At 71.5% G+C, this 26,275-nt stretch carries 28 protein-coding genes; 15 read left to right on the top strand and 13 right to left on the bottom strand.

Annotated elements, in window-relative coordinates; genetic code table 11:
* Nucleotides 1-95 precede the first annotated feature (95 nt).
* The 3 genes from ACZ7MX_RS06495 to hutH all read left to right on the top strand — a co-directional run bounded on the left by ACZ7MX_RS06495 (nucleotide 96) and on the right by hutH (nucleotide 3,903).
* On the top strand, nucleotides 96-908 hold the full coding sequence (locus tag ACZ7MX_RS06495) for an enoyl-CoA hydratase/isomerase family protein (RefSeq protein ID WP_030413125.1): 813 nt from the start codon (nucleotides 96-98) through the stop codon (nucleotides 906-908).
* A gap of 232 nt (nucleotides 909-1,140) precedes the next feature.
* Nucleotides 1,141-2,247 (top strand): GGDEF domain-containing protein, encoded by a 1,107-nt coding sequence (locus ACZ7MX_RS06490; RefSeq protein WP_472130589.1) that lies wholly within the window; start codon nucleotides 1,141-1,143, stop codon nucleotides 2,245-2,247.
* A gap of 111 nt (nucleotides 2,248-2,358) precedes the next feature.
* Entirely contained in the window at nucleotides 2,359-3,903 is a 1,545-nt protein-coding gene (gene hutH, locus ACZ7MX_RS06485; protein WP_051823328.1) for a histidine ammonia-lyase, read from the top strand.
* An 84-nt stretch (nucleotides 3,904-3,987) separates the two neighbouring features.
* Here hutH and ACZ7MX_RS06480 read toward each other — a convergent pair whose 3' ends face one another.
* Complete coding sequence (locus ACZ7MX_RS06480) at nucleotides 3,988-4,344, bottom strand: hypothetical protein (RefSeq protein ID WP_472129882.1); 357 nt, start codon at nucleotides 4,342-4,344, stop codon at nucleotides 3,988-3,990.
* A 124-nt stretch (nucleotides 4,345-4,468) separates the two neighbouring features.
* On the opposite strand from ACZ7MX_RS06480, the gene ACZ7MX_RS06475 reads away from it, so the two are divergent.
* On the top strand, nucleotides 4,469-4,807 hold the full coding sequence (locus tag ACZ7MX_RS06475; RefSeq protein WP_393565565.1) for a hypothetical protein: 339 nt from the start codon (nucleotides 4,469-4,471) through the stop codon (nucleotides 4,805-4,807).
* Nucleotides 4,808-5,131: 324 nt separating this feature from the next.
* Nucleotides 5,132-6,400, top strand: a complete 1,269-nt coding sequence (locus ACZ7MX_RS06470; protein WP_472129880.1) for a L,D-transpeptidase — start codon at nucleotides 5,132-5,134, stop codon at nucleotides 6,398-6,400.
* Nucleotides 6,401-6,456: 56 nt separating this feature from the next.
* On the opposite strand, the gene ACZ7MX_RS06465 is transcribed toward ACZ7MX_RS06470, so the two are convergent.
* Nucleotides 6,457-6,978, bottom strand: a complete 522-nt coding sequence (locus tag ACZ7MX_RS06465; RefSeq protein ID WP_472129878.1) for a YybH family protein — start codon at nucleotides 6,976-6,978, stop codon at nucleotides 6,457-6,459.
* Between the two features lie 88 nt (nucleotides 6,979-7,066).
* On the opposite strand from ACZ7MX_RS06465, the gene ACZ7MX_RS06460 reads away from it, so the two are divergent.
* A complete protein-coding gene (locus tag ACZ7MX_RS06460; protein WP_472129876.1) occupies nucleotides 7,067-7,486 on the top strand; it encodes a winged helix-turn-helix transcriptional regulator in 420 nt (139 codons plus the stop codon).
* Between the two features lie 73 nt (nucleotides 7,487-7,559).
* Complete coding sequence (locus ACZ7MX_RS06455; RefSeq protein ID WP_472130588.1) at nucleotides 7,560-8,903, top strand: DUF2786 domain-containing protein; 1,344 nt, start codon at nucleotides 7,560-7,562, stop codon at nucleotides 8,901-8,903.
* A gap of 121 nt (nucleotides 8,904-9,024) precedes the next feature.
* Here ACZ7MX_RS06455 and ACZ7MX_RS06450 read toward each other — a convergent pair whose 3' ends face one another.
* Nucleotides 9,025-9,933 (bottom strand): phosphorothioated DNA-binding restriction endonuclease, encoded by a 909-nt coding sequence (locus tag ACZ7MX_RS06450; protein WP_472129874.1) that lies wholly within the window; start codon nucleotides 9,931-9,933, stop codon nucleotides 9,025-9,027.
* Nucleotides 9,934-10,078: 145 nt separating this feature from the next.
* On the bottom strand, nucleotides 10,079-10,816 hold the full coding sequence (locus tag ACZ7MX_RS06445) for an SDR family oxidoreductase (protein ID WP_472129872.1): 738 nt from the start codon (nucleotides 10,814-10,816) through the stop codon (nucleotides 10,079-10,081).
* A gap of 233 nt (nucleotides 10,817-11,049) precedes the next feature.
* On the opposite strand from ACZ7MX_RS06445, the gene ACZ7MX_RS06440 reads away from it, so the two are divergent.
* Both ACZ7MX_RS06440 and ACZ7MX_RS06435 read left to right on the top strand, forming a co-directional pair.
* On the top strand, nucleotides 11,050-11,877 hold the full coding sequence (locus ACZ7MX_RS06440) for a helix-turn-helix transcriptional regulator (RefSeq protein ID WP_472129870.1): 828 nt from the start codon (nucleotides 11,050-11,052) through the stop codon (nucleotides 11,875-11,877).
* Between the two features lie 57 nt (nucleotides 11,878-11,934).
* A complete protein-coding gene (locus ACZ7MX_RS06435; RefSeq protein WP_472129868.1) occupies nucleotides 11,935-12,531 on the top strand; it encodes a PAS domain-containing protein in 597 nt (198 codons plus the stop codon).
* A gap of 760 nt (nucleotides 12,532-13,291) precedes the next feature.
* Here the strand turns inward: ACZ7MX_RS06435 and ACZ7MX_RS06430 are convergent.
* From ACZ7MX_RS06430 to ACZ7MX_RS06415, 4 genes are all read right to left on the bottom strand, one after another.
* Nucleotides 13,292-13,546, bottom strand: a complete 255-nt coding sequence (locus tag ACZ7MX_RS06430) for a DUF7683 domain-containing protein (RefSeq protein ID WP_472130587.1) — start codon at nucleotides 13,544-13,546, stop codon at nucleotides 13,292-13,294.
* Nucleotides 13,547-14,110: 564 nt separating this feature from the next.
* Nucleotides 14,111-14,749: a hypothetical protein gene (locus tag ACZ7MX_RS06425; protein WP_472129866.1), complete on the bottom strand. Its 639-nt coding sequence runs from the start codon at nucleotides 14,747-14,749 to the stop codon at nucleotides 14,111-14,113.
* A 36-nt stretch (nucleotides 14,750-14,785) separates the two neighbouring features.
* Nucleotides 14,786-15,454: a peptide-methionine (S)-S-oxide reductase MsrA gene (gene msrA / locus ACZ7MX_RS06420; RefSeq protein ID WP_472129864.1), complete on the bottom strand. Its 669-nt coding sequence runs from the start codon at nucleotides 15,452-15,454 to the stop codon at nucleotides 14,786-14,788.
* A 253-nt stretch (nucleotides 15,455-15,707) separates the two neighbouring features.
* Nucleotides 15,708-16,838 carry a hypothetical protein gene (locus tag ACZ7MX_RS06415; RefSeq protein ID WP_472129862.1) on the bottom strand — a complete coding sequence of 377 codons (1,131 nt, stop codon included), beginning with the start codon at nucleotides 16,836-16,838 and terminating at the stop codon, nucleotides 15,708-15,710.
* 185 nt (nucleotides 16,839-17,023) lie between these two features.
* On the opposite strand from ACZ7MX_RS06415, the gene ACZ7MX_RS06410 reads away from it, so the two are divergent.
* Nucleotides 17,024-18,184 (top strand): cystathionine gamma-synthase, encoded by a 1,161-nt coding sequence (locus ACZ7MX_RS06410; RefSeq protein ID WP_472129860.1) that lies wholly within the window; start codon nucleotides 17,024-17,026, stop codon nucleotides 18,182-18,184.
* Nucleotides 18,185-18,260: 76 nt separating this feature from the next.
* Here ACZ7MX_RS06410 and ACZ7MX_RS06405 read toward each other — a convergent pair whose 3' ends face one another.
* The 3 genes from ACZ7MX_RS06405 to ACZ7MX_RS06395 all read right to left on the bottom strand — a co-directional run bounded on the left by ACZ7MX_RS06405 (nucleotide 18,261) and on the right by ACZ7MX_RS06395 (nucleotide 19,656).
* Nucleotides 18,261-18,545 carry a hypothetical protein gene (locus ACZ7MX_RS06405; protein ID WP_472129858.1) on the bottom strand — a complete coding sequence of 95 codons (285 nt, stop codon included), beginning with the start codon at nucleotides 18,543-18,545 and terminating at the stop codon, nucleotides 18,261-18,263.
* Complete coding sequence (locus tag ACZ7MX_RS06400; protein ID WP_472129856.1) at nucleotides 18,542-19,015, bottom strand: sigma factor-like helix-turn-helix DNA-binding protein; 474 nt, start codon at nucleotides 19,013-19,015, stop codon at nucleotides 18,542-18,544. The genes ACZ7MX_RS06405 and ACZ7MX_RS06400 overlap by 4 nt, the downstream gene beginning before the upstream one ends.
* Before the next feature lie 140 nt (nucleotides 19,016-19,155).
* Nucleotides 19,156-19,656, bottom strand: coding sequence for a MarR family winged helix-turn-helix transcriptional regulator (locus ACZ7MX_RS06395; RefSeq protein ID WP_030414706.1), 501 nt, complete (start codon nucleotides 19,654-19,656; stop codon nucleotides 19,156-19,158).
* Nucleotides 19,657-19,820: 164 nt separating this feature from the next.
* Between ACZ7MX_RS06395 and ilvA the strand changes: the two genes are divergently transcribed.
* The 3 genes from ilvA (at nucleotide 19,821) to ACZ7MX_RS06380 (ending at nucleotide 23,282) form a co-directional block, all read left to right on the top strand.
* Nucleotides 19,821-21,116, top strand: a complete 1,296-nt coding sequence (ilvA, locus tag ACZ7MX_RS06390) for a threonine ammonia-lyase (protein ID WP_472129854.1) — start codon at nucleotides 19,821-19,823, stop codon at nucleotides 21,114-21,116.
* A 217-nt stretch (nucleotides 21,117-21,333) separates the two neighbouring features.
* On the top strand, nucleotides 21,334-22,398 hold the full coding sequence (locus ACZ7MX_RS06385) for an ATP-binding cassette domain-containing protein (RefSeq protein WP_472129852.1): 1,065 nt from the start codon (nucleotides 21,334-21,336) through the stop codon (nucleotides 22,396-22,398).
* Nucleotides 22,395-23,282, top strand: a complete 888-nt coding sequence (locus tag ACZ7MX_RS06380; protein ID WP_472129850.1) for an ABC transporter permease — start codon at nucleotides 22,395-22,397, stop codon at nucleotides 23,280-23,282. The genes ACZ7MX_RS06385 and ACZ7MX_RS06380 overlap by 4 nt, the downstream gene beginning before the upstream one ends.
* Nucleotides 23,283-23,471: 189 nt before the next feature.
* Here the strand turns inward: ACZ7MX_RS06380 and greA are convergent, their stop codons facing one another.
* Both greA and ACZ7MX_RS06370 read right to left on the bottom strand, forming a co-directional pair.
* A complete protein-coding gene (gene greA / locus ACZ7MX_RS06375; protein ID WP_030800956.1) occupies nucleotides 23,472-23,969 on the bottom strand; it encodes a transcription elongation factor GreA in 498 nt (165 codons plus the stop codon).
* A 390-nt stretch (nucleotides 23,970-24,359) separates the two neighbouring features.
* Nucleotides 24,360-24,788, bottom strand: a complete 429-nt coding sequence (locus ACZ7MX_RS06370; RefSeq protein WP_472129848.1) for a DUF4307 domain-containing protein — start codon at nucleotides 24,786-24,788, stop codon at nucleotides 24,360-24,362.
* Between the two features lie 137 nt (nucleotides 24,789-24,925).
* On the opposite strand from ACZ7MX_RS06370, the gene mca reads away from it, so the two are divergent.
* Together mca and ACZ7MX_RS06360 are read left to right on the top strand one after the other, a co-directional pair.
* Nucleotides 24,926-25,798, top strand: a complete 873-nt coding sequence (gene mca / locus ACZ7MX_RS06365; protein WP_030414700.1) for a mycothiol conjugate amidase Mca — start codon at nucleotides 24,926-24,928, stop codon at nucleotides 25,796-25,798.
* Between the two features lie 4 nt (nucleotides 25,799-25,802).
* A complete protein-coding gene (locus tag ACZ7MX_RS06360) occupies nucleotides 25,803-26,054 on the top strand; it encodes an RAMP4 family protein (RefSeq protein ID WP_201801771.1) in 252 nt (83 codons plus the stop codon).
* Nucleotides 26,055-26,275 lie beyond the last annotated feature (221 nt).

Raw genomic sequence — 26,275 nt, 5'->3', positions numbered from 1 at the left:
CCGTTCCGTGCGCGGCCGGCCCTGGTCCGCGGAGCGCCCGCCTGGCATGATCCCAGCAGTCCGTCAGGTCAACGCTCGTTAACAGGGAGGGCCGGATGCAGGGTCAGGAAGAGGAGCGGCGGTTCGGCGCGGACGGCTGGGTCGCCGTCCGCCGCCACGGCTTCGCGGCGGAACTGGTCATGGACCGGCCCAAGGCGATGAACGCGGTGTCCACGGCCATGGCCGACGCACTGGCCGAGGCCTGCGCCGAGCTGGCCGCGGACCGCTCCGTACGGGCCGTGGTGCTCAGCTCCACCCATGACCGGGCGTTCTGCGTGGGCGCCGACCTCAAGGAGCGCAATTCCTTCACGGACGCGGACCTGATGCGCCAGCGTCCGCACACCCGCGCCGCCTACACCGGCGTACTGGAACTGCCGGTGCCCACCATCGCCGCGGTGCACGGCTTCGCGCTCGGCGGCGGCTTCGAACTGGCGCTGGCCTGCGATCTGATCGTCGCCGACGGGACCGCGGTGGTCGGCCTGCCGGAGGTCTCGGTGGGCGTCATTCCCGGCGGCGGCGGGACGCAGTTGCTGCCGCGCCGGGTGGGTGCCGCGCGCGCCGCCGAGCTGGTGTTCACCGCCCGGCGGGTGCCGGCGCCGGAGGCCGCGGAGCTGGGGCTGGTCGACCAACTGGTCGCGGACGGGCAGGACCGGGCCGAGGCGCTGGAGCTGGCGGCCCGGATCGCCCGTAACTCCCCGGTCGGGCTGCGCGCCGCCAAGCGGGCCCTGCGGCTGGGGCACGGGCTGGACCTGCGGGCCGGACTGGAGGTGGAGGACGGCGCCTGGCGCAGCGTGGCCTTCTCCGGGGACCGTGCGGAGGGCGTCGCGGCCTTCAACGAGAAGCGGGATCCGGAATGGCCCGGGGAGTAGCCGTCGGTAACTCTCGGTAGTCGCACGGCCCTCATGCGCCCCCCCTGCCGTCACCAGCAACGAAGCGGATAACGCCCAGGTGTTGCTTGCACACTTAAAGGGGGCGAAACGGGTTAAACATTCCTACGCTGTAGTACGGAGCGTGCGCTCGGTGACGGAATGTGAGGGTCCGGTGGCGGCTGAGGGCGAGGGCGATGCGAGGCTGCGGGCCGTGGTGGAGCTGGCGCAGGCGATGGCGGCCGCGCACACGCCGCGCGAATCGGCACACGCCGCGGCGCAGGGCGTGCGCCAGGCCCTGGCCGGGTCGTTCGCCGCGATCTCGAAATGGGAACGCGAACTGGGGCAGCTGCGGGTGCTCGTCAACGTCGGTGAACTCGCCGAGGACGAGGAGGAGTTCCCGGACGACGAGGCCTATCCCGTCCACGAGTTCCCGGAGATCGTCGGCTTTCTGCACGAGCAGTGGGCCGGCGGCGGCGAGCCCAGCGCCTGGGTGGAGACCGTCGACCCGCCGCCCGGCGCCCCGGAGGACTGCGGGGGCGGCGCCGCCAACCGGCAGCGGGTGGCCGCGTTGCGCCGCCGGGGCCGCGGCGCCTGCGTGGTCGCCCCGATCGTGCTGCACGGCCGGGCCTGGGGTGAGCTGTACGTCGCCCGGCCCGTCGGCGCACCCGTCTTCGACCGGGCGGACGCCGACTTCGCGAGCGTGCTGGCCGCGGTCACGGCCGCCGGGATCGCCCAGACCGAGCGGCTGGCCGAGGCCCGTCGGCTGGCCTTCACCGACGCCCTGACCGGGCTGGCCAACCGCCGTGCCGTCGACATGCGGCTGGACGAGGGGCTGGAACTGCACCGCAGCGAGCGGGCCGTGGTCAGCCTGGTGGTCTGCGACCTCAACGGGCTCAAGCGGGTCAACGACTCCCGGGGGCACGCGGTCGGCGACCGGCTGCTGGAACGGTTCGGCTCGGTGCTGTCGTTGTGCGGGGCGATGCTGCCCGGCACGCTCGCGGCCCGGCTCGGCGGCGACGAGTTCTGCCTGCTCGCGGTGGGGCCGCCGGCCGACGAGGTGGTGAAGGTGGCCGGTGAACTCTGCGAACGGGCCGGGGAGTTGGAGCTCGGCGAGGGGGTCGCGGTGGGGGTCGCTTCGACCGGCGACCCGATCGGCCCGGTGCACAGCGGCCGCCGGCTCTTCCGGCTCGCGGACGCCGCGCAGTACAAGGCCAAGGCGGCGCGGTCGGGCGAGCCGGTGGTCGCCGGGCGGCACGGCGGCAAGGACGATCCGGTGGTCCGGCTCGCGGACGCCCCGGACCGGCGGCCGGGCCCGGAGCGCCGGCGCTTCCGGAGATGAACCGGCGGTTCCGGCCGGGCGGCTGCGCGGCCGGGCGCACGGAGATCCGTAAGGGGTGATCGCAAAACTCGGTGGTGACATTCGGCGATTCAGTCTCTAGGGTGCCTGAATATGGATATGCACACTGTGGTGCTGGGGACGTCCGGCACGACCGCACAGGACGTCATCGCGGTGGCCCGCGGCGCGGCCCGGATCGAGCTGTCCGAGGAGGCCCTCGCCGCCGTCACCGCCTCCCGCGCCTTCATCGACGAACTCGCCGCCAAGCCCGACCCGGTCTACGGCGTCTCCACCGGCTTCGGCGCCCTCGCCGTCCGCCACATCAGCCCCGAACTGCGCGTCCAGCTCCAGCGGAACATCGTCCGGTCGCACGCGGCCGGCATGGGCCCGCGGGTCGAGCGGGAGGTCGTCCGGGCGCTGATGTTCCTCCGCCTGAAGACCCTGGCCAGCGGCCACACCGGCGTCCGCCCCCTGGTCGTCGAGACCATGACCGCGATACTCAACGCCGGCATCACCCCGGTCGTGCACGAATACGGTTCGCTCGGCTGCTCCGGCGACCTCGCCCCGCTCTCGCACTGCGCGCTGACGCTGATGGGCGAGGGCGACGCCGAGGGCCCGGACGGGGTGGTCCGGCCGGCCGGCGAACTGCTGGCCGCGCACGGCATCGAGCCCGTCGAACTCCGCGAGAAGGAGGGCCTGGCGCTGCTCAACGGCACCGACGGCATGCTCGGCATGCTCGTCATGGCCTGCGCCGACCTCGCCCGGCTGTTCACCTCCGCGGACATCACCGCCGCCCTCTCCCTGGAGGCGCTGCTCGGCACGGACAAGGTCCTCGCCCCCGAGCTGCACGCCATCCGCCCGCACCCCGGCCAGGCCGCCTCGGCCGCCAACATGCACAAGGTGCTGGCCGGCTCGGCCCTCACCGGTCACCACCAGGACGACGCCCCGCGGGTCCAGGACGCGTACTCCATCCGCTGCGCCCCGCAGGTCGCCGGCGCCGGCCGGGACACCCTCGCGCACGCCCGGCTGGTCGCCGACCGTGAGCTGGCCGCCGCGGTCGACAACCCCGTCGTGCTGCCCGACGGCCGGGTCGAGTCCAACGGCAACTTCCACGGCGCCCCGGTCGCCTACGTCCTGGACTTCCTCGCCATCGCCGCGGCCGATCTCGGCTCGATCGCCGAGCGCCGCACCGACCGCCTCCTGGACAAGAACCGCTCGCACGGCCTGCCCGCCTTCCTGGCCGGCGACCCGGGCGTCGACTCGGGCCTGATGATCGCCCAGTACACCCAGGCCGCGCTGGTCAGCGAGCTGAAGCGGCTGGCAGCGCCCGCCTCGGTGGACTCCATCCCGTCCTCGGCCATGCAGGAGGACCACGTCTCGATGGGCTGGTCGGCGGCGCGCAAGCTGCGCACCGCCGTCGACAACCTGACCCGGGTCGTCGCCGTCGAACTGTTCGCCGCGACCCGCGCCGTCGAACTGCGCGAGGGCCTGACCCCGGCGCCCGCCACCCGCGCGGTGCTGGACGCGGTGCGTGCCGCGGGCATCCAGGGCCCCGGCGAGGACCGCTTCCTGGCGCCCGACCTGGAGGCCGCGTACGCCTTCGTCCGGGACGGGAAGCTGGTGGCGGCCGTGGAGGCGGTCACCGGAGAGCTGGCCTGACACGGTGCGGGGCGCCCGGTGCGGGATCATCCCCGCACCGAGCGCCCCGTGACGTTCCTGGGGCCCGCCCTTGTCGGACGGCTCTCAGAGGGCTCTGGCGTCGCCGCCGTCGCCGCGGCGCACGGAGTAGCTGACCAGCCCCGCGCCGAGGGCGAGACAGGCGGCGCCGCCGAACACGTACGGCGTGGTGTCCGGGCCGCCGGTGTCGGCGAGGGAGTGCGCGGGGGCCGCCGGGGACGTGGTCCCGCGGCCCGGCTGTGTACCGGCCACCCCCGGGCCGGCCGGCGCGGACCGCGTCCGCTGGTCCCGGTCCGCCGCGGAATTCTTCGTTCCGTCGAGCCCCGAGGCGCCGACGATCGCATGCGCGGAGGGGACGAACCACAGGGCGAACAGCACCGATCCCGCGGCTGCGGCGGTCAGCAGTGGTCGTCGTGCGGTCACGGCGAACGATCCCCCTTGTGGGTTCGACCTTGTGGGTTCGACGAATTGGCCGTTGACCTCAGATGTTAATGACCGCCGCGGGTCGCGGGGAAGTCAGGAGCCGGTCATGCCTAACCTCCGTGCTATGAGCAATGGTGAGACATCACGTTTTGTGCGGCTTCATGTCGAACTGATCATGGAAGTCACGGACCCGGACCTGCTGACCGGCGCCGCCCTCACGCGTATCGACGGGGACCCGTCGCTGCCCGAGGAGGAGCGCCGGCAGTCCCAGGAGACCGTCCGGGAGGAGCCGGCCGAGGCGCTGGCCCAGCTGGTCGACCCGTTCGACCTCGTCGCCGCCGTGCCGGGCGCCGAACTCGCCCAGGCGTCGTGGAGCAGCGAGGAGCTGACCGACTACGACCCGGACGCCGAGTGGGAGGCCGCGGAGTGGGACCTGGCGGACGACTCGGAGGGAGCCGGCTGACCCCGGGCACCGCATCGAGTCCCCCGACCCTGGCCCCGGCCCCCGTACGGTCCCCGCCGTACGGGGGCCGATGACGTGGGTGGGCCGGTGGCCCGGGCGTCGGCAGCCCGGGAAGCCGGCCGGGGGCGGGCCGCGAAGTGCTCCCCACATGTCTGAGAAGTTCTCTTAGTGGCCTACCCCACACTTTGCGGAGGAATGGAACGGGCGAAACGGAAAAGGCGTTCATATGGCGTCGGCCGGAATGGCTGCGTCCAGATATGCCTGCGTTCAGTTGGCGCTCGCTCGGGGAAACGTGCGAAACCGGTAGCAATGGAGATGCGTGTGATGACGGACAGCAAGCGCCGCAAGGGCCTCATAGCCAGTGCCGCGCTGCTCGGGGGCGTACTCACGCTGGCAGCGTGTGGCGGCAGCAATGCGGCTGAGGGAGGCAGTGGCGGTGCGGGCAGCACCCGTCACGAGAACATCAAGCAGGTGGACGAGGCGGCCGCCAAGGACGCCTCCGACGCCACGATCACCGTCTCGCCCAAGGACGGGGCCACCGACGCGGGCATCAACAGGGACGACGCCAAGGTCACGGTCAGTGGCGGCAAGCTCACCGACGTCACCCTGACCTCCGTCGACTCCCGGCAGACCATCGACGGCACGCTCTCCGCCGACGGCACCTCCTGGCAGCCGAACCAGCCGCTGCAGCGCTCCACCACGTACAAGGTCACCGCCCACGCGGTGGACTCCCAGGGCCGCACGGCGGTGGAGAACTCCCGCTTCACCACCGTCGCCCCGGCGCACAGCTTCATCGGGAACTTCACGCCGGAGGACGGCTCGACCGTCGGCGTCGGCATGCCGGTGTCGCTCAACTTCGACAAGCCGGTCACGAACAAGGCCGCCGTGGAATCCGCGATCAAGGTCTCGTCGAGCAGCAACCAGCAGGTCGTCGGCCACTGGTTCAGCGACACCCGGCTGGACTTCCGCCCGCAGGAGTACTGGAAGGCCCACTCCAAGGTCACCATGACCCTCGACCTGGACGGCGTCCAGGCGTCCCCCGGCATCACCGGCATCCAGAACAAGACCGTCAGCTTCACCGTCGGCCACTCGCAGATCAGCACCGTGGACACCAAGCGCCACAAGATGACCGTGGTGCGCGACGGCCGCCCGGTCAGGACCATCCCGATCTCGGCCGGCAGCGACGACCACCCGACCTACAACGGCAAGATGGTCATCTCGGAGCGCTTCAAGCAGACCCGGATGGACGGCTCGACCGTCGGCTTCAAGAAGAAGGACGGCAAGGGCGAGTACGACATCCCCGACGTCCCGCACGCCCAGCGCCTGACCTCCTCCGGCACCTTCATCCACGGCAACTACTGGGGCAAGGGCATCTTCGGCACCGCCAACACCAGCCACGGCTGCATCGGCCTGGAGGACGTCAAGGGCGCCGACAACCCGAAGACGGACGGCGCCTGGTTCTTCACCCACTCCCAGACCGGCGACGTCGTACGGGTGATCAACTCCCCGGACCGCACCATCAAGCCGGACAACGGCCTGAACGGCTGGAACATGGACTGGTCCCAGTGGGTGGCGGGCAGCGCGGTGCAGTGACCCGCCACACTCGCCACTCCCACCACACCCGCCACTCCCGCAGTACCGCGGCCTGACTAGGCCGGGCCGCCGCCGAAGGGGCTGTCGATCAGATAGCGCCAGCGGCCGTCCGGCCCCCGCCGGGCCACATCCGTGGCCGTCCCGCACACCGGGCCGGCCACGGCGCCGTCCGCCCCGCGGCCGTCGGCTCCCTCCCCCTCCCCGGCGCCGATCTCCCAGTCGACGACCAGGAGCGCCGTGTCGCCGGCGACCCGCACCTGGCGCGGCCGCACGGTGATCGGCAGGCCGAGCGCGAGGAAGCCGGCATTGGCGCGGCGGATCTCCTCCGGCGTGGTGGCCGGCACGCCGTCCGGCGGCACGAAGACCGCGTCCGGCGCGTACATCTCCTGCACCGCGTCCGCATCCCCCGCGTTGAACCGCGCCGCGAAGACGTGCGGCACGTCATGAGCGCTACGCGGCAGGCCGGGCGGGGTGCCCGGCGGCGTGCCCGGCGGGGGCGCGGCCGGCGCGGCCGGTGCCGTGGCGGTCGGGGACGTAGGGGCCGGTGACGTGGCGGGCCGATCAGTATGGTGGGGCACGGTTGTCGCCTCCTCGGTTGGTGGTCCGGTGATCCGTGTGCTCGGCGGCGGCCCGCGGAGCGCGGGCGCAACCCTAGGAGGCCCCCTCGTGACTCACCGAACGGTTCGGCACGGACCGCAGCCCGGCCTGCCCGGCCTGCCCGACGACGACCGGGCAGCGGTGCGTGCGCCCTCGCCCGACTGCCCCGTGGAGATCGCGCTCGGCGCGCTCCGCGGCCGCTGGACCACGCTCGTCCTCCGCGAACTGCTGCGCGGCCCGCACACCTACAGCGAGCTCGCCGCCGCCCTCCCCGCGCTCTCCGACAAGGTGCTCACCGACCGCCTCGGCCAGCTCGTCGCCGACGGCGTCGCGCACCGCGACCGCACCCCCGGCTGGCCGCCCACGGTCCGCTACGAACTCACCGAGCGGGGCCGCGCGTTGGGCCCCGTCCTGCAGTCCCTCTGGGACTGGGGAGCGGCCACCGCCGACCACCGGGACACGGCGCGGCCCGGCCCCTCCGTAGAGTGAACGGGTGAGCGAGCGCGGAAACAGAGGGCGCGGCGGGCCGCGGCGCCCGACGGCCGACGAACTGGTCGCCGAGGTGCTCGGCCGGGTCCGTTACGCGCCCGACGGCCCGGACGCCGAGGACGCCATCGAGGCGGGCGCCTCGGTCCTGGCCGCCGCGGAGGACGAGCCGGGGCCCGGACCGGCTTCCGGATCCGCTTCCCGATCCGCTTCCGGATCGGCTTCCCGATCGGCTTCCGGATCGGCTTCCGGGTCGGCTTCCGGCCCGGAGGCGGTGAGCGCGGCGCTGGTCGCGGCCGCCGTCACGGCCGTACGGCAGTGCTGGGCGGGCGGCTGGCACCCCGCCGACCTGGAGCGCATCGTCCGGCGGGAGGCCGACGGCCGCACACCCGTCGCGATCGTCGTGGACGCCATCGCCGCCGAGGCCGCCCGGCCGGGCCGTGGCCGCGGTGGGAAGCCGTCCGGGACCGGCCCGGCACGCGATCCCCGCTGGCAGGAGCAGCTGCGCCGGATCGGCGCCGAGGTTTGGTGGGACGGCGACCGCGGCTACCTGGACGCCCTCGCCCGGCGCGGCCGCACCTCCCGCTTCGAGGCCGTGCACGCCGTCCTGGCGGCGCTGCGCCTGCTCGCCCGGCTGCCCCGCATCACCCCGCTGCCGCCGCCCCCGCCACCGTCCGGGCCGGCCGCCGGCTCCCCGTCGGGCACCGCCCGCACCGCCGCCTCCCGGGCGCTCGGCCGGATCCGCGCCCTGCTCGCCAAGGCCGAGGCGACGACCTACGCCGAGGAGGCCGAGGCGCTCTCCGCGAAGGCACAGGAACTGATGGCCCGGCACAGCATCGACGAGGCGCTGCTGGACGGCGGACACGGCTCCGCGGCCGGTCCGGCCGGTGGCCCGTCGGCGGTCCGCATCGGCATCGAGGGCCCGTACGAACAGGCCAAGGCGCTGCTCCTGGACGCGGTCGCGGCCGCCAACCGCTGCCAGGCCGTCTGGGCCGCCGAGGCCGGCTTCTCCACGGTCGTCGGCTTCCCGCCCGACCTGGAGGCGGCCGAACTCCTCTACACCTCGCTGCTGTTGCAGGCCACCACGGCCATGAACCGCGCCGGCGACGACCACCACGCCCGCGGCCGCGCCCGCCGCACCCGGGACTTCCGCCAGACGTTCCTCGTCGCGTACGCGGACCGCATCCGCGACCGGCTCGCCGCGGCGACCGCGGCCGCCACGGCCGCCGCCACCGCCGAGTCCGCCACCACCGCCCCGGACCTCCTCCCCGTCCTCGCCGCCCGCGAACTCGCCGTCGAGGAAACCACCGGCGCCCTCTTCCCGGACACCGCCCCGGTCCGCCTCCGCGGCATCCGCGACGAGGCCGGCTGGCACCAGGGCCGCGCGGCGGCGGACCGGGCACGGCTGAGGGGGGAGTGAGGCCCCTCCCTCAACGGCGGACAGAGCGCGGCTGCGGGGGAACGAGGGGAGCGCAGCGGTAGCGAGGGGGCGCGCCCTCACCCACACTCGGCAACGACGCGCGGCCGACCACGAAAACCCGTCACACACATCCCGCAACGACGCGCGGCCGACCGCGAAAAACCTGGTCCGTGTGCCACGCGATGTGCTCGCTCGCGACCCGCTCACTGCCGCTCTGCGGACCGATCAGCGTCCGCCCCGTGAGGTCCAGCACCTGCCCCTTCGCCGTGTCGCTCCGCCCGACGAACTCCCGGGAGACCGTGATCCGCCGCCCGGCATCCAGCCCCAGTACCCCCCTGTCGAACAGCTTGTGGTGCAGCGAGCACAGACACAGGCAGTTCGCGAGGTCGTCCGGCCCCTGGAAGGCCCACCACCGCACATGGGCCGCCTCCAGTCCGACCGGCACCCGGCCCATCGCCCCGTCGAACCCGCAGAACGCGCAACGGAATTCGTAGGCGATCAGTACCTGCCTGCGCAGATCCTCCGCCCGCCGCCGTTCGGGCCCCGCACCGCCGCCGGGCAGCACCGCCCCACCGCCCGTCTCAAGGTCGAGCCCCACGGCGGCGGCGATGTCCCCATGGATCGACGGCGGAAAATGAACGTCCAGCAACACCTGCGCCAGCCGCCCGAGCAGAGCCGGATCCTCGGACAACGCGGACCGCAACCCGGGCGCCAACTGCCCCCGCGCCCCACTCGCCCGCAACACCTGCACCCCGGTCCCCGGACTCCCCGCCCCGCTGTCCGTCCGGACCTCCCACACCCCGTCACTCACCAGATGGTGAAACGGGTACGCCGGCGACGTCTGATGCGCCGGCCCGTAATCCGCCAGCAGATCCCGCAGGTCCCGCTCCACGTCCGAGTACCGCATGACCCCGTCGGGCTGCCGCCGGAACCGCCCCAGCGCGTACAACATCAACAACGGCTTGTGCGGCGCCCGAGCCCCGTTCCGCGACCACTGCCGCAGCTTCCCCACCCGCTCGATCCAGTCCATGACAGCCGACTGTAGGACGAGCCTCCGCCCGGTTCACGAGGACCAACACCCAAGTAGGCGCCCAGCACTACAAGTTAACGGTCCGATCGTCCCCGCACATACGCCCCGACGCCCATCGACGCCCATCGGAGCCCATCGAAGAGTCCTAGCTCTGGGCGGCGGGCCGCACCACGATCTCGTTCACGTCGACGTCCGCAGGCTGCTCGATGGCGAACGCGATGGCCCGGGCGATCGCGTCGGGCGGAATGGCGATCCGGTCCCGCATGGCCGTGATCTCCGCCCTCACCCGGCTGTTGGTCGACGCCTCGGCGAAGTCGGTCGCGATGGGGCCGGGCGAAACGGTGGTCACCCGCAGCCCCTCACCCGCTTCCTGGCGCAACCCCTCGCAGATCGCCCGGACGGCGAACTTGGTACCGGCGTAGACCGCCATGGTCGGCACGACACGGAACGCGGCCGTGGAGGCGGTGGTGATGAAGTGACCCGTGCCCTGCGCCCGGAAGACGGGGAGCGCGGCGCCGATCCCGTGCAGGACCCCCTTCACATTCACATCGACCATGTGATCCCACTCCTCGACACGCAGATCGTCGAGCGGCGAGATCGTCCCGACCCCGGCATTGCCGACGAGTACATCGAGGCGCCCGAAGCTCTCAACTGCCAGCGCAACCAAGCCCTTCAGATCCTCCCTCCGAGTCACATCGGTACGGATCTGCACGGCCGAGCCACCCGCCTCCTCGATCCGCCCCACCAGGTCCGCAAGCCGCTCGGACCGACGAGCCCCCAACACGAGCCGCGCCCCCCGCTCGGCCAGCAGCAACGCCGTCGCCTCCCCGATGCCACTGCTAGCTCCCGTGATCGCCACGACTTTCCCCTCGATACCGGACATGGTCTCCTCCCCTGCCGCACGGGCCAGTTGCCCGACAACGTCAGTCTGAAAGAGCCTCACCCTGGTATCCAGACCGCACTTATTCTGGAACCAACGGTGCCAGCGCCACACGAGAGGTGAGAGGTGCCACACGAGAGGCGCCTGTAACCGAGCGACGCCCGCAACGGAACGGCACACGTAACCGAGAGCCGCTCGCCACCGAGAGGTATCCGAAACCCGGAGGTGCCACCCGCATGTCGAAACAGCAGCCGGACCAACTACGCCGCCAACTCGGCACGTTCCTGCGCACCCGTCGGGAGCGCCTCACCCCCGACGAGGTCGGCCTGCCCCAGACCGGTCGCCGCCGGACGCCGGGACTCCGCCGCGAGGAACTCGCCCTGCTCGCCGGAATCAGCGCCACCTGGTACACGTACCTGGAGCAAGGCCGCAAGATCCGCGCCTCCGAGCAGGTGCTGAACGCCCTCGCCTCGGCCCTACGACTCGACCGGCACGAACGGGACCACCTCTTCCACCTCGCCGGCCACACCCCCGAACAACCCGAGGCCGAGAAACCCGAACCCCTCACCCCCGAGGCGGCGGCCGTCCCCCTCCTCCTCCAGCCGCACCCGGCGTACCTCATCGCCGGCAACTACGACGTGCTCAGCCACAACCAGGCGGCCGCCCAGCTCTTCCCCCACCTCACCACCGAAGCGAACCGCCCGCCGAACCTGGTCCGCTGGGTCTTCCTCGAACCCGCGGCCCGCGAGGTCCTGGTCGACTGGGAACCCGAGGCCCGCGCCCTCCTCGCCCGCCTCCGAACCCTCTCCACCCGCCACCCGGACGACCCGCGCTACACCCACCTGATCGACGAACTCCACACCCGCAGCCCCGAAGCCCGCACCTGGTGGCCCCACTACGAACTACAACCCCGCCACAGCGGCCACAAACGCCTCCACCACCCCACCCGCGGACCGGTCAATTACCGCTACACGGCCTTCCACCTGGCAGAACAGCCGGAACAAACCCTCGTGATCTATTTCGAGGGGAGCGCAACGGCTGATGCCGGCGGGGCGTCGCGGTAGACGACCCACTGCCGGGAGGAAAGTCCGGCCCCGGCGCCTTCCAAGCCAGCGCGAGCAGTGTGCAGGCGGGTTTCCTCTGCTGGGAGATCGCCACTGGCAGGTGAGCTGCGATCCGCTCACCCTCGCGCTGCATGGCCTGCCGAGAACGGTCCGTCGGACATTTCGAGCTTCCTGGCCGCAGTGCACGAGCCCGATCTGGCCGATGTACGCGATGCCCTGGGGCTGATAGCGAAATCCTGCGGCAACTACCAGATCGAGTACCGCATCACCTCCGACGACGGCCGGCACCGTTCTCTGGAAGCCCGGGGCCGCGTCCTGCCCGGCGCCGACGGGCGGCCGGTCCGCATGCCGCAGACGCAGGACCGCTTGGTACCTGATCAGCCCTTCCGGCGCTGGCAGCTATGGCGCGGTCGGCTGCGGGCGGTGGGTGGCACGGTGCAGTGCGCCCTTGGGTGTCTCGAACCTCAGGTCATTGAACTTGTCCCGCAGTTCCCGCCACCGCTTCCCAAGAAGGGCTTGTCATGGGCGGGGACCACTGCACGCTCCAAGCGCGTTCCTGCCTATCAAAGGCATCGAAGGCCGGCAGCTCGAGGCCAGCGGGGACAGGCAGCGCGTGCAGGTCGCGCAGCACACCGCCCCGCTCCCCGTACGTAGCCTTCCGGGCCCCCTCAATGATCACGTGCCAGAAGGTCACGGGTGGCCGTCTATCAGGAACGGTTGCTCCAACCCCTCGATGATGCGAGCAGCAGGGAACCCTTCGGCCTGCAACCACCGCGAAACGGCCACCTCTGTACGAGCTTTCGGCAACCACTCTTCACCACGCGCCACGCGGACGATCACCGGCGCTGACGCCAGCAGAAACGGTCCGTTCCCGCCGAAGCGGATCAACTGCGTCCCTCTGTCGTCGAGCTCAGCAGCCCAGCAGCCCGGCATGCAACAGCCATCACCCACGCCGCCCCCGTCGACGTGAACCCCTCTTCCGCACCTCGAGCAGCGGCAACCGCTGTGCTCGAACCAGCCCCCTAGTCGCGCGCGATCAACCGGCGCACGCCATGGCGACCGACCCACATGCGCCGGACACGACCACGACCGTACCGAGGGGAGCCCATAGAGAACGCGAGGGGCAGTGGGTCGCGTAGTGGCGAGACAGGTAACAGCAGCCAGAAACAGGTAGGCCGAAGGCCCCTCGAAACCCACTCAACCTCTGGGTGGATGTTTGAGGGGCCTCCACCGCGACGGCACCCCGACGCTCCCTACGAACAACCCAGGCGTTCAGCAAGTCAACGAACACGTCCGGGACACAACTGCACGAGACGGCGAGTAGCCGTGCGGCGGGTTCAGCGCCGGACCGCGCCCACCGCAGTCAAGCCCTGGGACTGTGCAGCGTCGAGCAACTGGTGTCTGCCCCGGTTGTTCAGCCAGCCTCTGGATCGTCGTCTCCGAGCGTCGTCAGCTGATAGTCGAAGCGTGCCAGATCGAGAGACGTTCCAGTGAGCCGCTCCAGAAACAAAGCCTGAGCAGGTCCGATGTCGTGCACGTAATCGATATTCTCCACATTTACTTGAAAAACATCGGCAAGGATCTGTGGCGAAACCTCAGGTACCTGAATTTCATTTACAAATGACTCGTCTTCTTTGCTGAATGCGTAGATTTTCCTGTTGACCATCATCACTTCTCTACGTGTCGCGACGGATCGCCGGGCTTCGTTTGCTCGCCGGTCGTGGTGACGACCCCGCTGGCGGTGACATGGCAGCCCCGCACGATCTTCCAGTTCTTGTTGCTCTCTTGCCAGCCCAGGAGCCGGTCCTGTCCGGCCTGGCCCGGTGGGGCATGAGTACTCCAGTGCCCTCGTAGCCGCCGTCGGCGATGACGGCCGTTGCCGCACGCGCCCTTGAAGCCGGACTCAGCGAGGCGGTGCAATCGTTGGAATTGCTAGGCAGAGGTCGGCTGAGGGCCAGCAGGAGCCGGTCTCTGCTGCTCCTTGGTGAGGCGGCCGGGTGACCAACCGGCGCCACACGGCAGCGAGCTCCAAGGGATTACCCATCCGCAAGAGATCAGCCGCTCGCTCTGTCCGCCCCAGCCGCCTCATCCTCGCTCGGGGCAGGGGCGATGTCCGTCGGGCAGAGGGCGCCCCAGTCCGTTTCGGAGGGCGCTCAGCTTGACCCCGTCCCCCCCGATCCCGCAGGGCTCACCCGGGTTTTTGGCGTCCGAAAGGTGCTGCTGGTGGCAGTGCTCAATCGCCAAGAGGGGCCTTCGTGGCGTACGCGAGGAGGTGCGCGAAGCGCAGCCAAGGGAGCAGGTATGTGTTCAGCGGCGCGTAGCCCGGACGAGTAAGGCTGCGGATGCCATGGACGGTGTCGGTCAATTCCTCTGATGCCGGGGCGTCGAGGCGGCCGAGGGCTCTGAGGTACGAAGAGGCGCAGGTGTCGAGCCGGGTGTGCAGGTCGGCGAGCGCCCGCACCTGGGCGTCGGGGGAGAGCGTCTCGTCGGGGTAGGGGAGGCGTTGGAACGCCGAGTGGCGGTTCGCGACGGCGGCGATCAGCCCCAGTCTGGAAGGCGCTGTTTCACTCGGCCAGTGAGGTCCACGCAGGCCGGCCGCGTCGGAGGCCCGCGGGGTTCGTCGGCCGGCCGACTTCTCCGCATGACGGCGAGCAGCGAAGGTCGCCACGTCATTGAGTCGGACTGCTCGGCTCTCCTCCAATGTCTCCAGCGCGCGCAGCAGCGCCGCAGGATCTCTGCGCAGGTCGGGAGCGGGATACGCCGTCGCGGCCAGATATGCCCAGGTCGCGTGGAAACCGAGTGGGCAGTACTGCCCGACGGCACACCTCAGTGCGGTGTGCCGTCGGGCGAGTGGCAACTGCTCGTTGCGCACTCCGCGTGCGTACGTTCCGAAGCCCACCCGGTGACGTCAGCCGTCGGCCTTGGCCACGCCCACCGGGCACGAAACACCGGTCCCCCCGATCCCGCAGTACCCCGTCGGGTTCTTGTCCAAGTACTGCTGGTGGTACCCCTCCGCGGGGTAGAACGGGCGGGTGTGGTCGGCGGGGAGGATTTCCGTGGTGATGTCGGTGTAGCCGGAGTTGTGGAGGACGGTGCGGTAGGCGTCGCGGGAGGCTTCGGCGGCCTGTTGTTGGGCGGGGGAGTGGGTGTAGATGGCGGAGCGGTACTGGGTGCCGACGTCGTTGCCCTGGCGGAAGCCCTGGGTGGGGTCGTGGGACTCCCAGAAGAGCTTCAGGAGGGACGCGTAGGGGACCACTGCCGGGTCGTAGACGACGCGGACGGCCTCGGTGTGGCCGGTGTGGCCGCTGCAGACCTCTTCGTAGGTGGGGTTCGGGGTGTGGCCGCCCTGGTAGCCGACGAGGGTGGTCCAGACGCCCTCGGTCTGCCAGAACTTCCGCTCGGCGCCCCAGAAGCAGCCCAGGCCGAAGTCGGCGACCTCCAGGCCGTCCGGGTACGGGCCCAGGAGCGGGTTGCCGAGGACGGTGTGCCGCTCGGGGACGGCGAAGGCCGGTTCGGGGCGGCCTTCGAGCGCTTCCTCGGGGGTCGGGAGCTGGGTCTTGAAGCGGGAGAAGAGCATGGGGCGGCTCCGGGGTCGGGTGGGCGGGCGAGTGGGCGAGTGGGCGAGTGGGCGGGAGGTAGGGGGTAGGGGGCGGGCCCTTCTGACAACGTCGGCTGGCGCGATCACATTCCTGGCGCCGACGTGACCGTCGGGCTGTCCTTGCAGGCCTACCCGGCCTATCCGGCTTACCCGGCCTATCGGGCCTACCCGGCCTACCCGGCCTACCCGGCTTACGGGCTTATGTGCTCACGGGGCTCACGCCCCCACCCGTTCACGGCCGGTCCTGCGGAAAGCCCGTCGACGTGCCGCCCAGTTGTTCCCAGCCGGCGATGGCCAGGGCGCGGTAGGCGGCGTACTCGGCGGCCGGACTGCGGCCGTACGACCAGGGCACGGCGCCCACGTGGCCGTCGACCAGGCGCAGCTGCTCCATGGCCTCGGCGTAGCGTTCGGCGCGGACCAGGAACCAGATCAGCAGGTGCCGGACGTGCGGGGCCATGGGGTGGTCGGCCGGGGCCTCACGGAGGGCGAAGTGGGCGCCCTCGATGGCGCGCTCGACGACCGCGCTCTGGTACAGGCTGCGGACCATGTTGGCCTCGGGCAGGTGCTCGTAGACCGCGAAGAGGGGAAGGGCCGGGAGGAGGGAGCCGGTGGGGGCGCCGGCCGCGGCGCGTGCGGCGAACGCCTCGGCCTCCGTGCGGGAGCCGTGCCACTTCTGGGACCAGTAGGGGAGGGCCGCGAGGTGGGCGCCCATGTGGTGCGGGGCGCGCCGGTCGGCCTCCGACCACAGCTCCTCGTAGTCGGCGGGCCGGTCGTGCAGCCCGCGGGCCACGGCCAGCTCGACGAGGTACGGGATCGGGCTGCCCGGTGCCAGCAGGCGCGCCTCCCGGCAGACCGTACGGGCCTCCTCCAGGATCATCCGGAAGTCCTGCGAGCCGGGGTCGCGCAGCGCCTGGACGACGAGGAACTGGGCGTGCGTCTCGGCGCCGCCGGGATCCTTGGGCGCCTCCGAGCGCCAGATGCGCAGCCAGATGCCGCCGGTCCGCTGCCCGCCCTGCTGCTCCGGTCCGCCCGCCGCCAGCTCGAACGCGGCCGCGCCGGCCAGCGTCTGCACCCGCTGCCAGCGGCGCTCCCAGTCGTCACCGGTGGACTTCAGCAGCTCGGCCGCCGGGCGCCAGTCGTGCGTACGCCGCACCGCGTCCAGCGCCTCCTCCAGTGCCCGGTCGGGTCCGGGCAGTCGTACGTCGAGCTCCTCCAGCGGGACGAAGCCGTAGCCCGCCATCGGGTCGGAGGCCACCGCGAGCCCCTGCTGGGTTTGCTGGACGGCCCGCCGTCGGCGCATCCAGGGCAGGAAGACGAGCCCGCCCAGCGCGAGCGCGGCGAGGAGAACCAGCAGAGCGTCCATGGGGTGTGTGTCCTGTGTCCTGTACCTGGGGTGGCGGGGTGGCGGTTCGGGGGCGGCGGGTGGGGTCGGGCGGGGCTGAGGGGACGTGGCGGGAACCAGTGTGCGACCCCTCGTACGTATCCACTACCAAGCGAACCAGAAAGTTCCGGGAACGCCGGCCGCGCGGCCGACTACCCTCGGCAGGCATGAGCGATCAGCGCGAACAGCGACACCAGCATTTCGAAACCCTTGCCATCCACGCAGGTCAGGAACCCGACCCCACGACCGGCGCGGTGGTTCCGCCCATCTACCAGGTCTCCACTTACAAGCAGGACGGTGTGGGCGGGCTGCGCGGCGGTTACGAGTACAGCCGCAGCGCCAACCCGACCCGTACCGCCCTGGAGGAAAACCTCGCCGCCCTCGACGGCGGCCGCCGCGGGCTCGCCTTCGCCTCCGGCCTCGCGGCCGAGGACACCCTGCTGCGCACCCTGCTGGTCCCCGGTGACCACGTCATCATCCCCAACGACGCCTATGGCGGAACGTTCCGTCTGATCTCCAAGGTCGTCGAGCGGTGGGGCGTGGAGTGGTCGGTGGCCGACACCTCCGACCCGAAGGCGGTGCGCGAGGCCCTGCGGCCCCGTACGAAGCTGATCTGGGTGGAGACGCCCAGCAACCCGCTCCTCGGCATCAGCGACATCGAGGCGCTGGCCGCCGTGTCGCGGGACGCCGGGGTCCGGCTCGTCGTCGACAACACCTTCGCCAGCCCCTACCTCCAGCAGCCGCTCGCCCTCGGCGCGGACGTGGTGGTCTACTCCACGACCAAGTACATGGGCGGCCACTCGGACGTGGTCGGCGGTGCCCTGGTCGTCAACGACGACACCCTCGGTGAGGAACTCGCCTACCACCAGAACGCGATGGGCGCGGTCGCCGGCCCGTTCGATGCGTGGCTGGTGATGCGCGGCATCAAGACCCTCGCCGTACGGATGGACCGGCACAGCTCCAACGCCGAGCGGATCGCGGAGCTGCTGACCTCCCACAACAAGGTGACCCAGGTCTACTACCCGGGCCTGGCCGAGCACCCGGGGCACGAGGTCGCGGCCAAGCAGATGCGGTCGTTCGGCGGCATGGTGTCGTTCCGGGTCGCGGGCGGGGAGCAGGCCGCCATCGAGGTCTGCAACCGGTCGGAGCTGTTCACCCTCGGTGAGTCGCTGGGCGGCGTCGAGTCGCTGATCGAGCACCCGGGGCGGATGACGCACGCGTCGACGGCCGGCTCGCAGCTGGAGGTCCCCAACGACCTCGTACGCCTCTCGGTCGGCATCGAGTCCGGCGAGGACCTGCTGGCCGACCTGGCGCAGGCGCTGGGCTGACGCCTACCGCCCACCGCTTGCGGCCTGCTGCCGTCTGCCCGTCACCACCCCTGTGCCGGTCTGCCGGAGGGGCCCGTCACCACCCCTCGACGGGAGGGGTGGTGCGGGACGGCGGCGGGACCCAGGGCTGGGCCGCGGCCGTATAGGTCAGCGCCGCCACGGCGAGCAGCGCCAGCAGCCAGCCGAGGCGGCGCCGCAGCCGGCGGTGCGTACGCAGCCGCCGGCCGCGGGCGAGGGCCCGGGCCGCCAGGTCCGGCGGTACGGGCGGCAGCGGCAGCCCGGCCAGCAACCGCCGGGCCTCGGCCTGCTTGCGGTCGGGGACGCCCGGGTCCGGCACGGCGGCCTCGGGGTAGAGGTTCATGGCGCTTCGCCACCGCGGACCCGGCGCGCCGGCCGGTGGCTGCGGAACGCGGCGACGGCGTGCAGGTACAGCGCGCGCACCCGCTCGGCGGGCAGGCCGAGTTGGGCCGCGGCCTGTTCCTCGGCCAGCCCCTCGTGGAGCCGCAGCACGAGGACCAGGCGCTCTTGGGGGGTCAGCCGGTCCAGCGGTCCGCCGCGCGGCCGGCGGTGCCGCCGGGCGGTGCGGGCGAAACGTTCGGCGAGCTCCCGGCGGGTCCGCTCGTACGGGTCCTCGCCGCGCAGCCGGTCCCAGTCGGCGTACGTCCGGGCCAGCGCGCGGACCAGCAAGTCCTCGGCGGCCGGGGCGGGGTGGGCGGCGGGCTCGCCGGTCAGGAGGGTGGCGGCGTGGAACAGCCGTCCCGCCGCGCCCGCCACGAACGACTCGAACTCCCGGGCGTGGCGGCGCTGCTGCGCCGGCCGCCGCTCTCGCACCGCGCCTCCCGGATGACGGACGCCCGACCCCCTGGGCTCCTATAGCACGGCAGCGCGGCCACCCGGTCAAGAGGCGCGACGACTTACCCGGGTCCGGGCCGCGGCGTGCCGCGGCGTGCCGCCGGCCGGGCCTGCCGGTGTCAGGAGGCCGGGCCCGTAGGCGTCAGGGACGCGGTGATGTCGGAGAGGGAGGCGTTGAAGCGGGTCAGCAGGGTCGTGAACGCCTCGCGCTCCTCGTCGCTCCACTTCTCCGTGACCAGTGCCATCAGCGCACGGCGCGAGGCCCGCACCTCGTCCAGCCGGGCGTGACCGCGCTCGGACAGTTCGAGCACCACGGCGCGGCCGTCCTCCGGGTGGGTGGCCCGGCTGACGAGCCCGGAATCGACCAGCGGGGCGACCTGCCGGGTGACCGTGGAGGAGTCGATGCCCATGCCGGCGGCCAGGGCCTTGACCCCCATCGGGCCTTCCTGGTCGAGGCGGTTGAGCAGCAGGTAGGCGGCGCGGTCCATGGAATTGCGCGCCTGCCCGACGCCGCCGAGCCGGCTCTGTTCGGCGCGGCGGGCGAAGACGGCCACTTGGTGCTGCAGCGCGTCGAGGAGAGCGGGGTCGGTGTGGGTCGTCATGTCCGAAGAGGTGGGCATGGCCGGGAGCTCGCTTCGATGGAAGTGCGTATGGATGGGAGGACAGCGTACGCGGACCCGGCGCACGGCGTACCTGCGCCGTCCATTCCGATAACGCGCCGTCCCCCTCGTTCGTGCCCGTGGGCGGGCGGGCCCGCGCACCGTCGAACTGCGAGACTGACGGTATGGCTGCTCATACGCCTCATCCGCCTCATCCGCCGCGTCCGCCGCACGAGCCCCGCCCGGACGATGCCCGTCGTGCCGACCTGTCCGACGTCGGCCCGGTCACCATCGAGGACGTCCGGGAGGCGCACAAGATGCTCTCGGGCGTCGCACGGGCCACCGCGATGGAGGGCAGCCGCTACCTGTCCGGGCTGGTCGGCGCCCCCGTCCACCTCAAGTGCGAGAACCTCCAGCGCACCGGTTCGTTCAAGATCCGCGGCGCCTACGTAAGGATCGCCGGGCTCTCCGCGGAGGAGCGGGCGGCCGGCGTGGTGGCCGCGAGCGCCGGCAACCACGCCCAGGGGGTGGCCCTCGCGGCGTCCCTGCTCGGCGTGCGGTCCACGGTGTTCATGCCGGTCGGCGCCCCGTTGCCGAAGGTCGCGGCGACCCGCGAATACGGTGCCGAGGTGCGGCTGCACGGCCACGTGGTGGACGAGACGCTGGCCGCTGCCCAGGAGTACGCCCGGCAGACCGGCGCGGTCTTCATCCACCCCTTCGACCACCGCGACATCATCGCCGGTCAGGGCACGGTCGGGCTGGAGATCCTGGAACAGTGCCCGGAGGTGCGCACCATCGTCGTCGGTGTCGGCGGCGGCGGGCTGGTCGCGGGGATCGCGCTGGCGGTCAAGGCGCTGCGGCCGGACGTGCAGGTCGTCGGCGTGCAGGCGGCGGGCGCGGCCTGCTATCCGCCGTCGCTGGCGGCCGGGCACCCGGTGGCGGTCGAGGGGCTGTCGACGATGGCGGACGGCATCAAGGTCGGCCGGCCCGGCGACGTGCCCTTCGGCATCGTCGAGCGGCTGGTGGACGAGGTCCGTACGGTCTCCGAGGACGACCTCTCCAGTGCGCTGCTGCTCTGCCTGGAGCGGGCGAAGCTGGTGGTGGAGCCGGCCGGGGCGAGTCCGGTGGCGGCGCTGCTCGCGGATCCGGGGTCGTTCGAGGGACCGGTGGTGGCGGTGCTGTCCGGCGGGAACGTCGATCCGCTGCTGATGCAGCGCATCCTGCGGTTCGGCATGGCCGCCGGGGGCCGGTACCTCTCGCTGCGGCTGCGGCTGACGGACCGGCCGGGGGCGCTGGAGACCCTGCTCGGCGTGCTGACGGTGGTCGACGCGAACATCCTCGACGTGGGGCACGTACGGACCGATCCGCGGCTCGGGTTGACCGAGGTCGAGGTGGAACTGCACCTGGAGACCAAGGGCCCGGAGCACTGCGGCGAGGTGCGCACGGCACTCGCGGAGGCGGGTTACGTCGTCCTGGAGTGAGGCGGGCACGAGCTCCGGCAGGAGCCGGGAACCGATCTGATTATTTGTATCGCGATGTATCGCGTTTCGGAGTAGCATCCCGGGTGCGGGGTGCCGGCGCGCCATGCGCGCCCTGGTGCCTCGTTGCGGACGAATGCCCTGAAGCGGGCATTGGCCGCCGAACGTAACATTCGACATATTTCGACCTGGAACTCACCCAAGCCATGGGGGTACCCATATGCCAGGCGCCATTTACGCCGAAGGGCTGGTGAAGACCTTCGGCGACGTGAGGGCACTGGACGGCGTCGACCTGGACGTTCCCGAAGGAACCGTCCTCGGCATGCTCGGCCCTAACGGTGCCGGCAAGACCACCGCCGTACGTGTCCTGACGACCCTGCTCCGACCCGACCGCGGCAAGGCGGAGGTTGCCGGGATCGACGTGCTCGCCCATCCCGACAAGGTACGCCGGTCCATCGGTCTCTCGGGCCAATTCGCCGCTGTGGACGAGTACTTGACCGGTCGGGAGAACCTGACGATGGTCGGGCAGCTCTACCAGATGAGCGGCCGGGACGCCAAGCGCCGGGCCGCCGAGCTGCTGGAACGCTTCCACCTCGGCGATGCGGCGGACCGCACCGCCAAGACCTACTCCGGCGGGATGCGCCGCCGGCTCGACCTCGCGGCCGCGCTGGTCGTCAGCCCACCGGTGATGTTCATGGACGAGCCGACCACCGGCCTGGACCCGCGCAACCGCCAGGCGCTGTGGGACGTCATCCAGGAGCTCGTCGCGGGCGGCACGACCCTGCTGCTCACCACCCAGTACCTGGAGGAGGCCGACCGCCTCGCGCACGACATCTGCGTCGTCGACCACGGCAAGGTCATCGCCCGCGGCACCTCCGACCAGCTCAAGGCGCGCACCGGCGGCGAGCGCGTCGAGGTCGTGGTGCACGCCCCCGAGCACCTCACCGTCGCCGACGAGGTGCTGCGCGGCTTCGCCAAGGGGGAGGGCACGGTCGAGCCGCACATCCGCAGGCTGACGATCCCGGTCGCCGGCGGCGCCAAGCTGCTCGCCGAGGTGATCCGCGAACTGGACGTCCGCGGCGTGGAGATCGACGACATCGGACTGCGCCGCCCGACCCTCGACGACGTCTTCATCGCGCTGACCGGGCACGCCGCCGAGTCCGCGGACGGCGACGCCGGCGGCGGTGGTGGCGCCGGCCCCGGTGGCGGCGGTACGGAACGGAGCGGGACCACGGGCGGCAGTCGCCCGGCGAGCGCCGGGCACCGTAAGGAGGGCGTGCGATGACCGCGGCGAGTACGGCGAGCACCGCGACCGGGGGTGCCGGCGGTACGCCGCTCGGAGCCCCGCCGCCACGCGGCGGCATCAGCCGGCTGGTGCGCGACTCCCTGGTCGTGGCCAAGCGGAACCTGATCCGGATGGTGCGGATTCCCGAGGTGGTGATCTTCGGGCTGATCCAGCCGATCATGTTCGTGGTGCTGTTCAGCTATGTGTTCGGCGGCTCCATCAGCATCCCGGGGGCGGGCATCTCCCCCTCCGGATATCGCGAGTTCCTGATGGCCGGGATCTTCGCGCAGACCGTCACTTTCGCCACGGCGGGCGCCGGCGCGGGCATCGCGGACGATATGCACAAGGGGCTCATCGACCGGTTCCGCTCGCTGCCGATGTCCCGGGGCGCGGTGCTCACCGGCCGGACCCTGGCCGACCTCGTCCAGAGCGCGCTGACGCTGGTGGTGCTGGCGGTCGTGGCGCTGCTGATCGGTTGGCGCACGCACGAGAACATCGCCAAGGTGCTGACGGGTTTCGCGCTGCTGCTCCTGCTCGGCTACGCCTTCTCGTGGATCGGCGCGCTGATCGGCCTCTCGGTGCGGACGCCGGAGGCGGCCACGTCCGGCGGGCTGATCTGGCTCTTCCCGCTGACGTTCATCTCCAACGCCTTCGTGCCGTCGGAGAACATGCCGTCGTTCCTGCAGACCATCGCGGACTGGAATCCGTTCAGTGCAACGGTCATGGCCTGCCGCGACCTCTTCGGGAACCTGCCGCCGCACTATCCGGTGCCGGACGCCTGGCCGATGCAGCACCCGGTGCTGGCCTCGGTGATCTGGTCGGTCCTGATCATCGCCGCGTTCCGGACGCTGGCGGTCCGCAAGTACCGCTCGGCGACGGCCTGAGCGGTACCTCTGGTTCCGGGGGCCCGGGGGCCGCTGGACACGGACACACAGGACCCACGAGACACGCTGGACACACGGCGAAGCGGCCCGGAGCGCGAGGCTCCGGGCCGCTTCGTACCGTCTGCGGGCGTCCCGCCGACGAGCCGGAACGGGGCCGGAACAAGGCCCGACCGGCCGACTCGGTCCGGATCAGCCGGTGTACGGCTTGGCGTCGAGGATCTTCACGCTCGCCTTCTTGCCGTTGGGGAGCTCGTACTCCGCGTCGGCGCCGATCTTCTTGCCGTTCACACCGGTGCCCAGCGGCGACTGCGGGGAGTAGGTCTCGATGTCCGAGCTCGCGTACTCGCGCGAGGCCAGGAGGAACGACAGCGTGTCGTCCGGGTCCCCGTCGAACGCGATGGTGACGACCATGCCGGGAGCAACGACGCCGTTGGCGGCGGGGGCCTCGCCGACCTTCGCGGTCTGCAGCAGCTGGGTGAGCTGCCGGACCCGAAGCTCCTGCTTGCCCTGCTCTTCCTTGGCCGCGTGGTACCCGGCGTTCTCCTTCAGGTCACCTTCCTCGCGGGCCGCCTGGATCTTCTCGGTGATCTCGGCGCGTGCGGGACCAGACAGGTACTCCAGCTCGGCCTTGAGCTGGTCATACGCCTCCTGGGTCAGCCAGGTGACGTTCTCGCTGGTCTGGGTCACAGGTGCTCCTCGTCGGTACTGGGGATAAATCAAACGCCCTACCAGGAAGGTTTGCGCCTTCACGGGTGGGCGAAACCACGAGCCTAACAATTCCGGCACAAAACGGGGAAGAGGAAATTCACAGTGACCGCACAGGAACGCATCATCGCTGATCAGAGGCGGTCACGACACGCCATGCCGGAGTACGGCGCGCGAGGCACCCAAGGGGCGGACGGTGGCGGAGGGTAGCTGCGGCGGCACTGGTGCACCCCGCGCGTACCTCGGCCCGCCCCTGGACGGGGAAGGGGCCGGGGGCTACGACTTCCCTGGATCTACGGCTCCCAGGTTCTGCGACTCCCAGGGTTCTGCGACTCCCCGGGTTCTACGACCCTACGAGGGCGAGGGCGAGGACTAGGACGAGGCTGATGATGAGGAGGCGGACGAAGACGTGCAGCCGACCAGCACCGCGTTGGTCGCGCGCTTCGTCGTCCGTACCGTGACCTCGGTGTCCACCTGGCCCGTGCGCTGGTCGACGGTGACGTCCTTGCGGCCGACCTCGGAACCGTCCGCCGCCTGCGAGCGCAGCGTGCACACGCCCTTGTCGTCGGCGCCCTTGACGACTTCCAGATGGACCTTGACGGCGTGGTCGGACACCGCGTCCCAGCTGATCACCCGGCCGCTGAGGTCCTGCCCGGAGATGTACGACACACCGGCCCAGCCGACCACGCCCAGCAGCCCGGCGCCGAGCACCGCGCCGATGATCTTGAGCTTGCGGTCCGCGCGCTGGTCCGCGGAGCGGCCGTAGCGTCCGTCGGGGAGCCCTTCGCGCACCGCGGCCATCGATCCATCCTCCTGGTACGGGGACCTGGACCCGGCTCGGGAACCCCCGGGGGGTCCCCGCCCCAGGGAATACAGTGCCCCCTCGCTTCGGTCACTATAGGAGGCATCTTCTCCGGCCCTTAACTGAGGATCGAGTCTTGACTGAGCAGCTGCGTTTGATGGCGGTGCACGCCCACCCCGACGACGAGTCGAGCAAGGGTGCGGCCACCATGGCCAAGTACGTGTCCGAGGGGGTGGACGTGCTGGTCGTCACCTGCACAGGCGGTGAGCGAGGTTCCATCCTCAACCCCAAGCTCCAGGGGGACCCGTACATCGAGGAGCACATCCACGAGGTGCGCAAGAAGGAAATGGACGAGGCCCGGGAGATCCTCGGCGTCAAGCAGGAGTGGCTGGGCTTCGTCGACTCCGGGCTGCCCGAGGGCGATCCCCTGCCGCCGCTCCCGGAGGGCTGCTTCGCGCTGCAGGACGTCGACGAGGCGGCCGGACGCCTGGTCAAGCTGATCCGCGAGTTCAAGCCGCAGGTCATCACGACCTACGACGAGAACGGCGGCTACCCGCACCCGGACCACATCATGACGCACAAGATCACGATGGTGGCCTTCGAAGCGGCCGGCGACCCGGAGAAGTACCCGGAGGCCGGTGAGCCCTGGCAGCCGCAGAAGCTCTACTACAACCAGGGCTTCAACAAGCCGCGCACCATCGCGCTGCACGAGGCCCTGCTGGCCCGCGGCATGGAGTCGCCGTACGGGGAGTGGCTGGAGCGCTGGAAGCAGTTCGAGCGCCGCGAGCGCACGCTGACCACGTACATCCCGTGCGACGAGTTCTTCGAGATCCGGGACAAGGCGCTGATCGCGCACGCCACCCAGATCGACCCCGACGGCGGGTGGTTCCGGGTGCCGATGGACATCCAGCGCGAGGTGTGGCCGACGGAGGAGTACGAGCTCGCGAAGTCGCTCGTGGACACTTCCCTCCCCGAGGACGACCTCTTCGCGGGCATCCGCAACAATTGACCCCATGATGAGCGCGACCAGCACCCTCGCCCTGACGCACTTCGTCACCCTTGCCGACAGCTTCGACAAGGACAAGGTGACCCCCGGCGTCCTCGGCTTCATCGTCTTCGCGGTCATCGGCGGCGCCGTGTGGCTGCTGATGAAGTCCATGAACAAGCAGATGAAGAAGGTCAACTTCGAGGAGCAGCCGGAGGAGGGCGAGGCGGGCACCGCCGCCTCCGCCGCCCCGTCCGCCGCGAAGCCGAAGACCGGCTGAGGACGGCCGAAGACCGGGCGCGGTCGACGGCCGGTCTCCTGGCAGCGACCGGCTGACCGCCCCGGCGGCTCGCCGACCCAAGCGGCCGGCGAGCCGTTGCGTGCGGCGACGGGCTGTTGCTGTGGCGGCGCGCTGTTGTGCGCGGCCGCCGCTCGCCGCGGCACGGTCTTCCGCGGGCCGGTTCGGTGCTGCGGCCCTTGAAGGCTGGGGCTGAGGCCGGG

This window comes from Streptomyces sp. NPDC107765 (assembly GCF_055657085.1).
The sequence above is the reverse complement of the archived record's forward strand: the minus strand, read 5'-3'. Positions and strand labels throughout refer to the sequence as shown.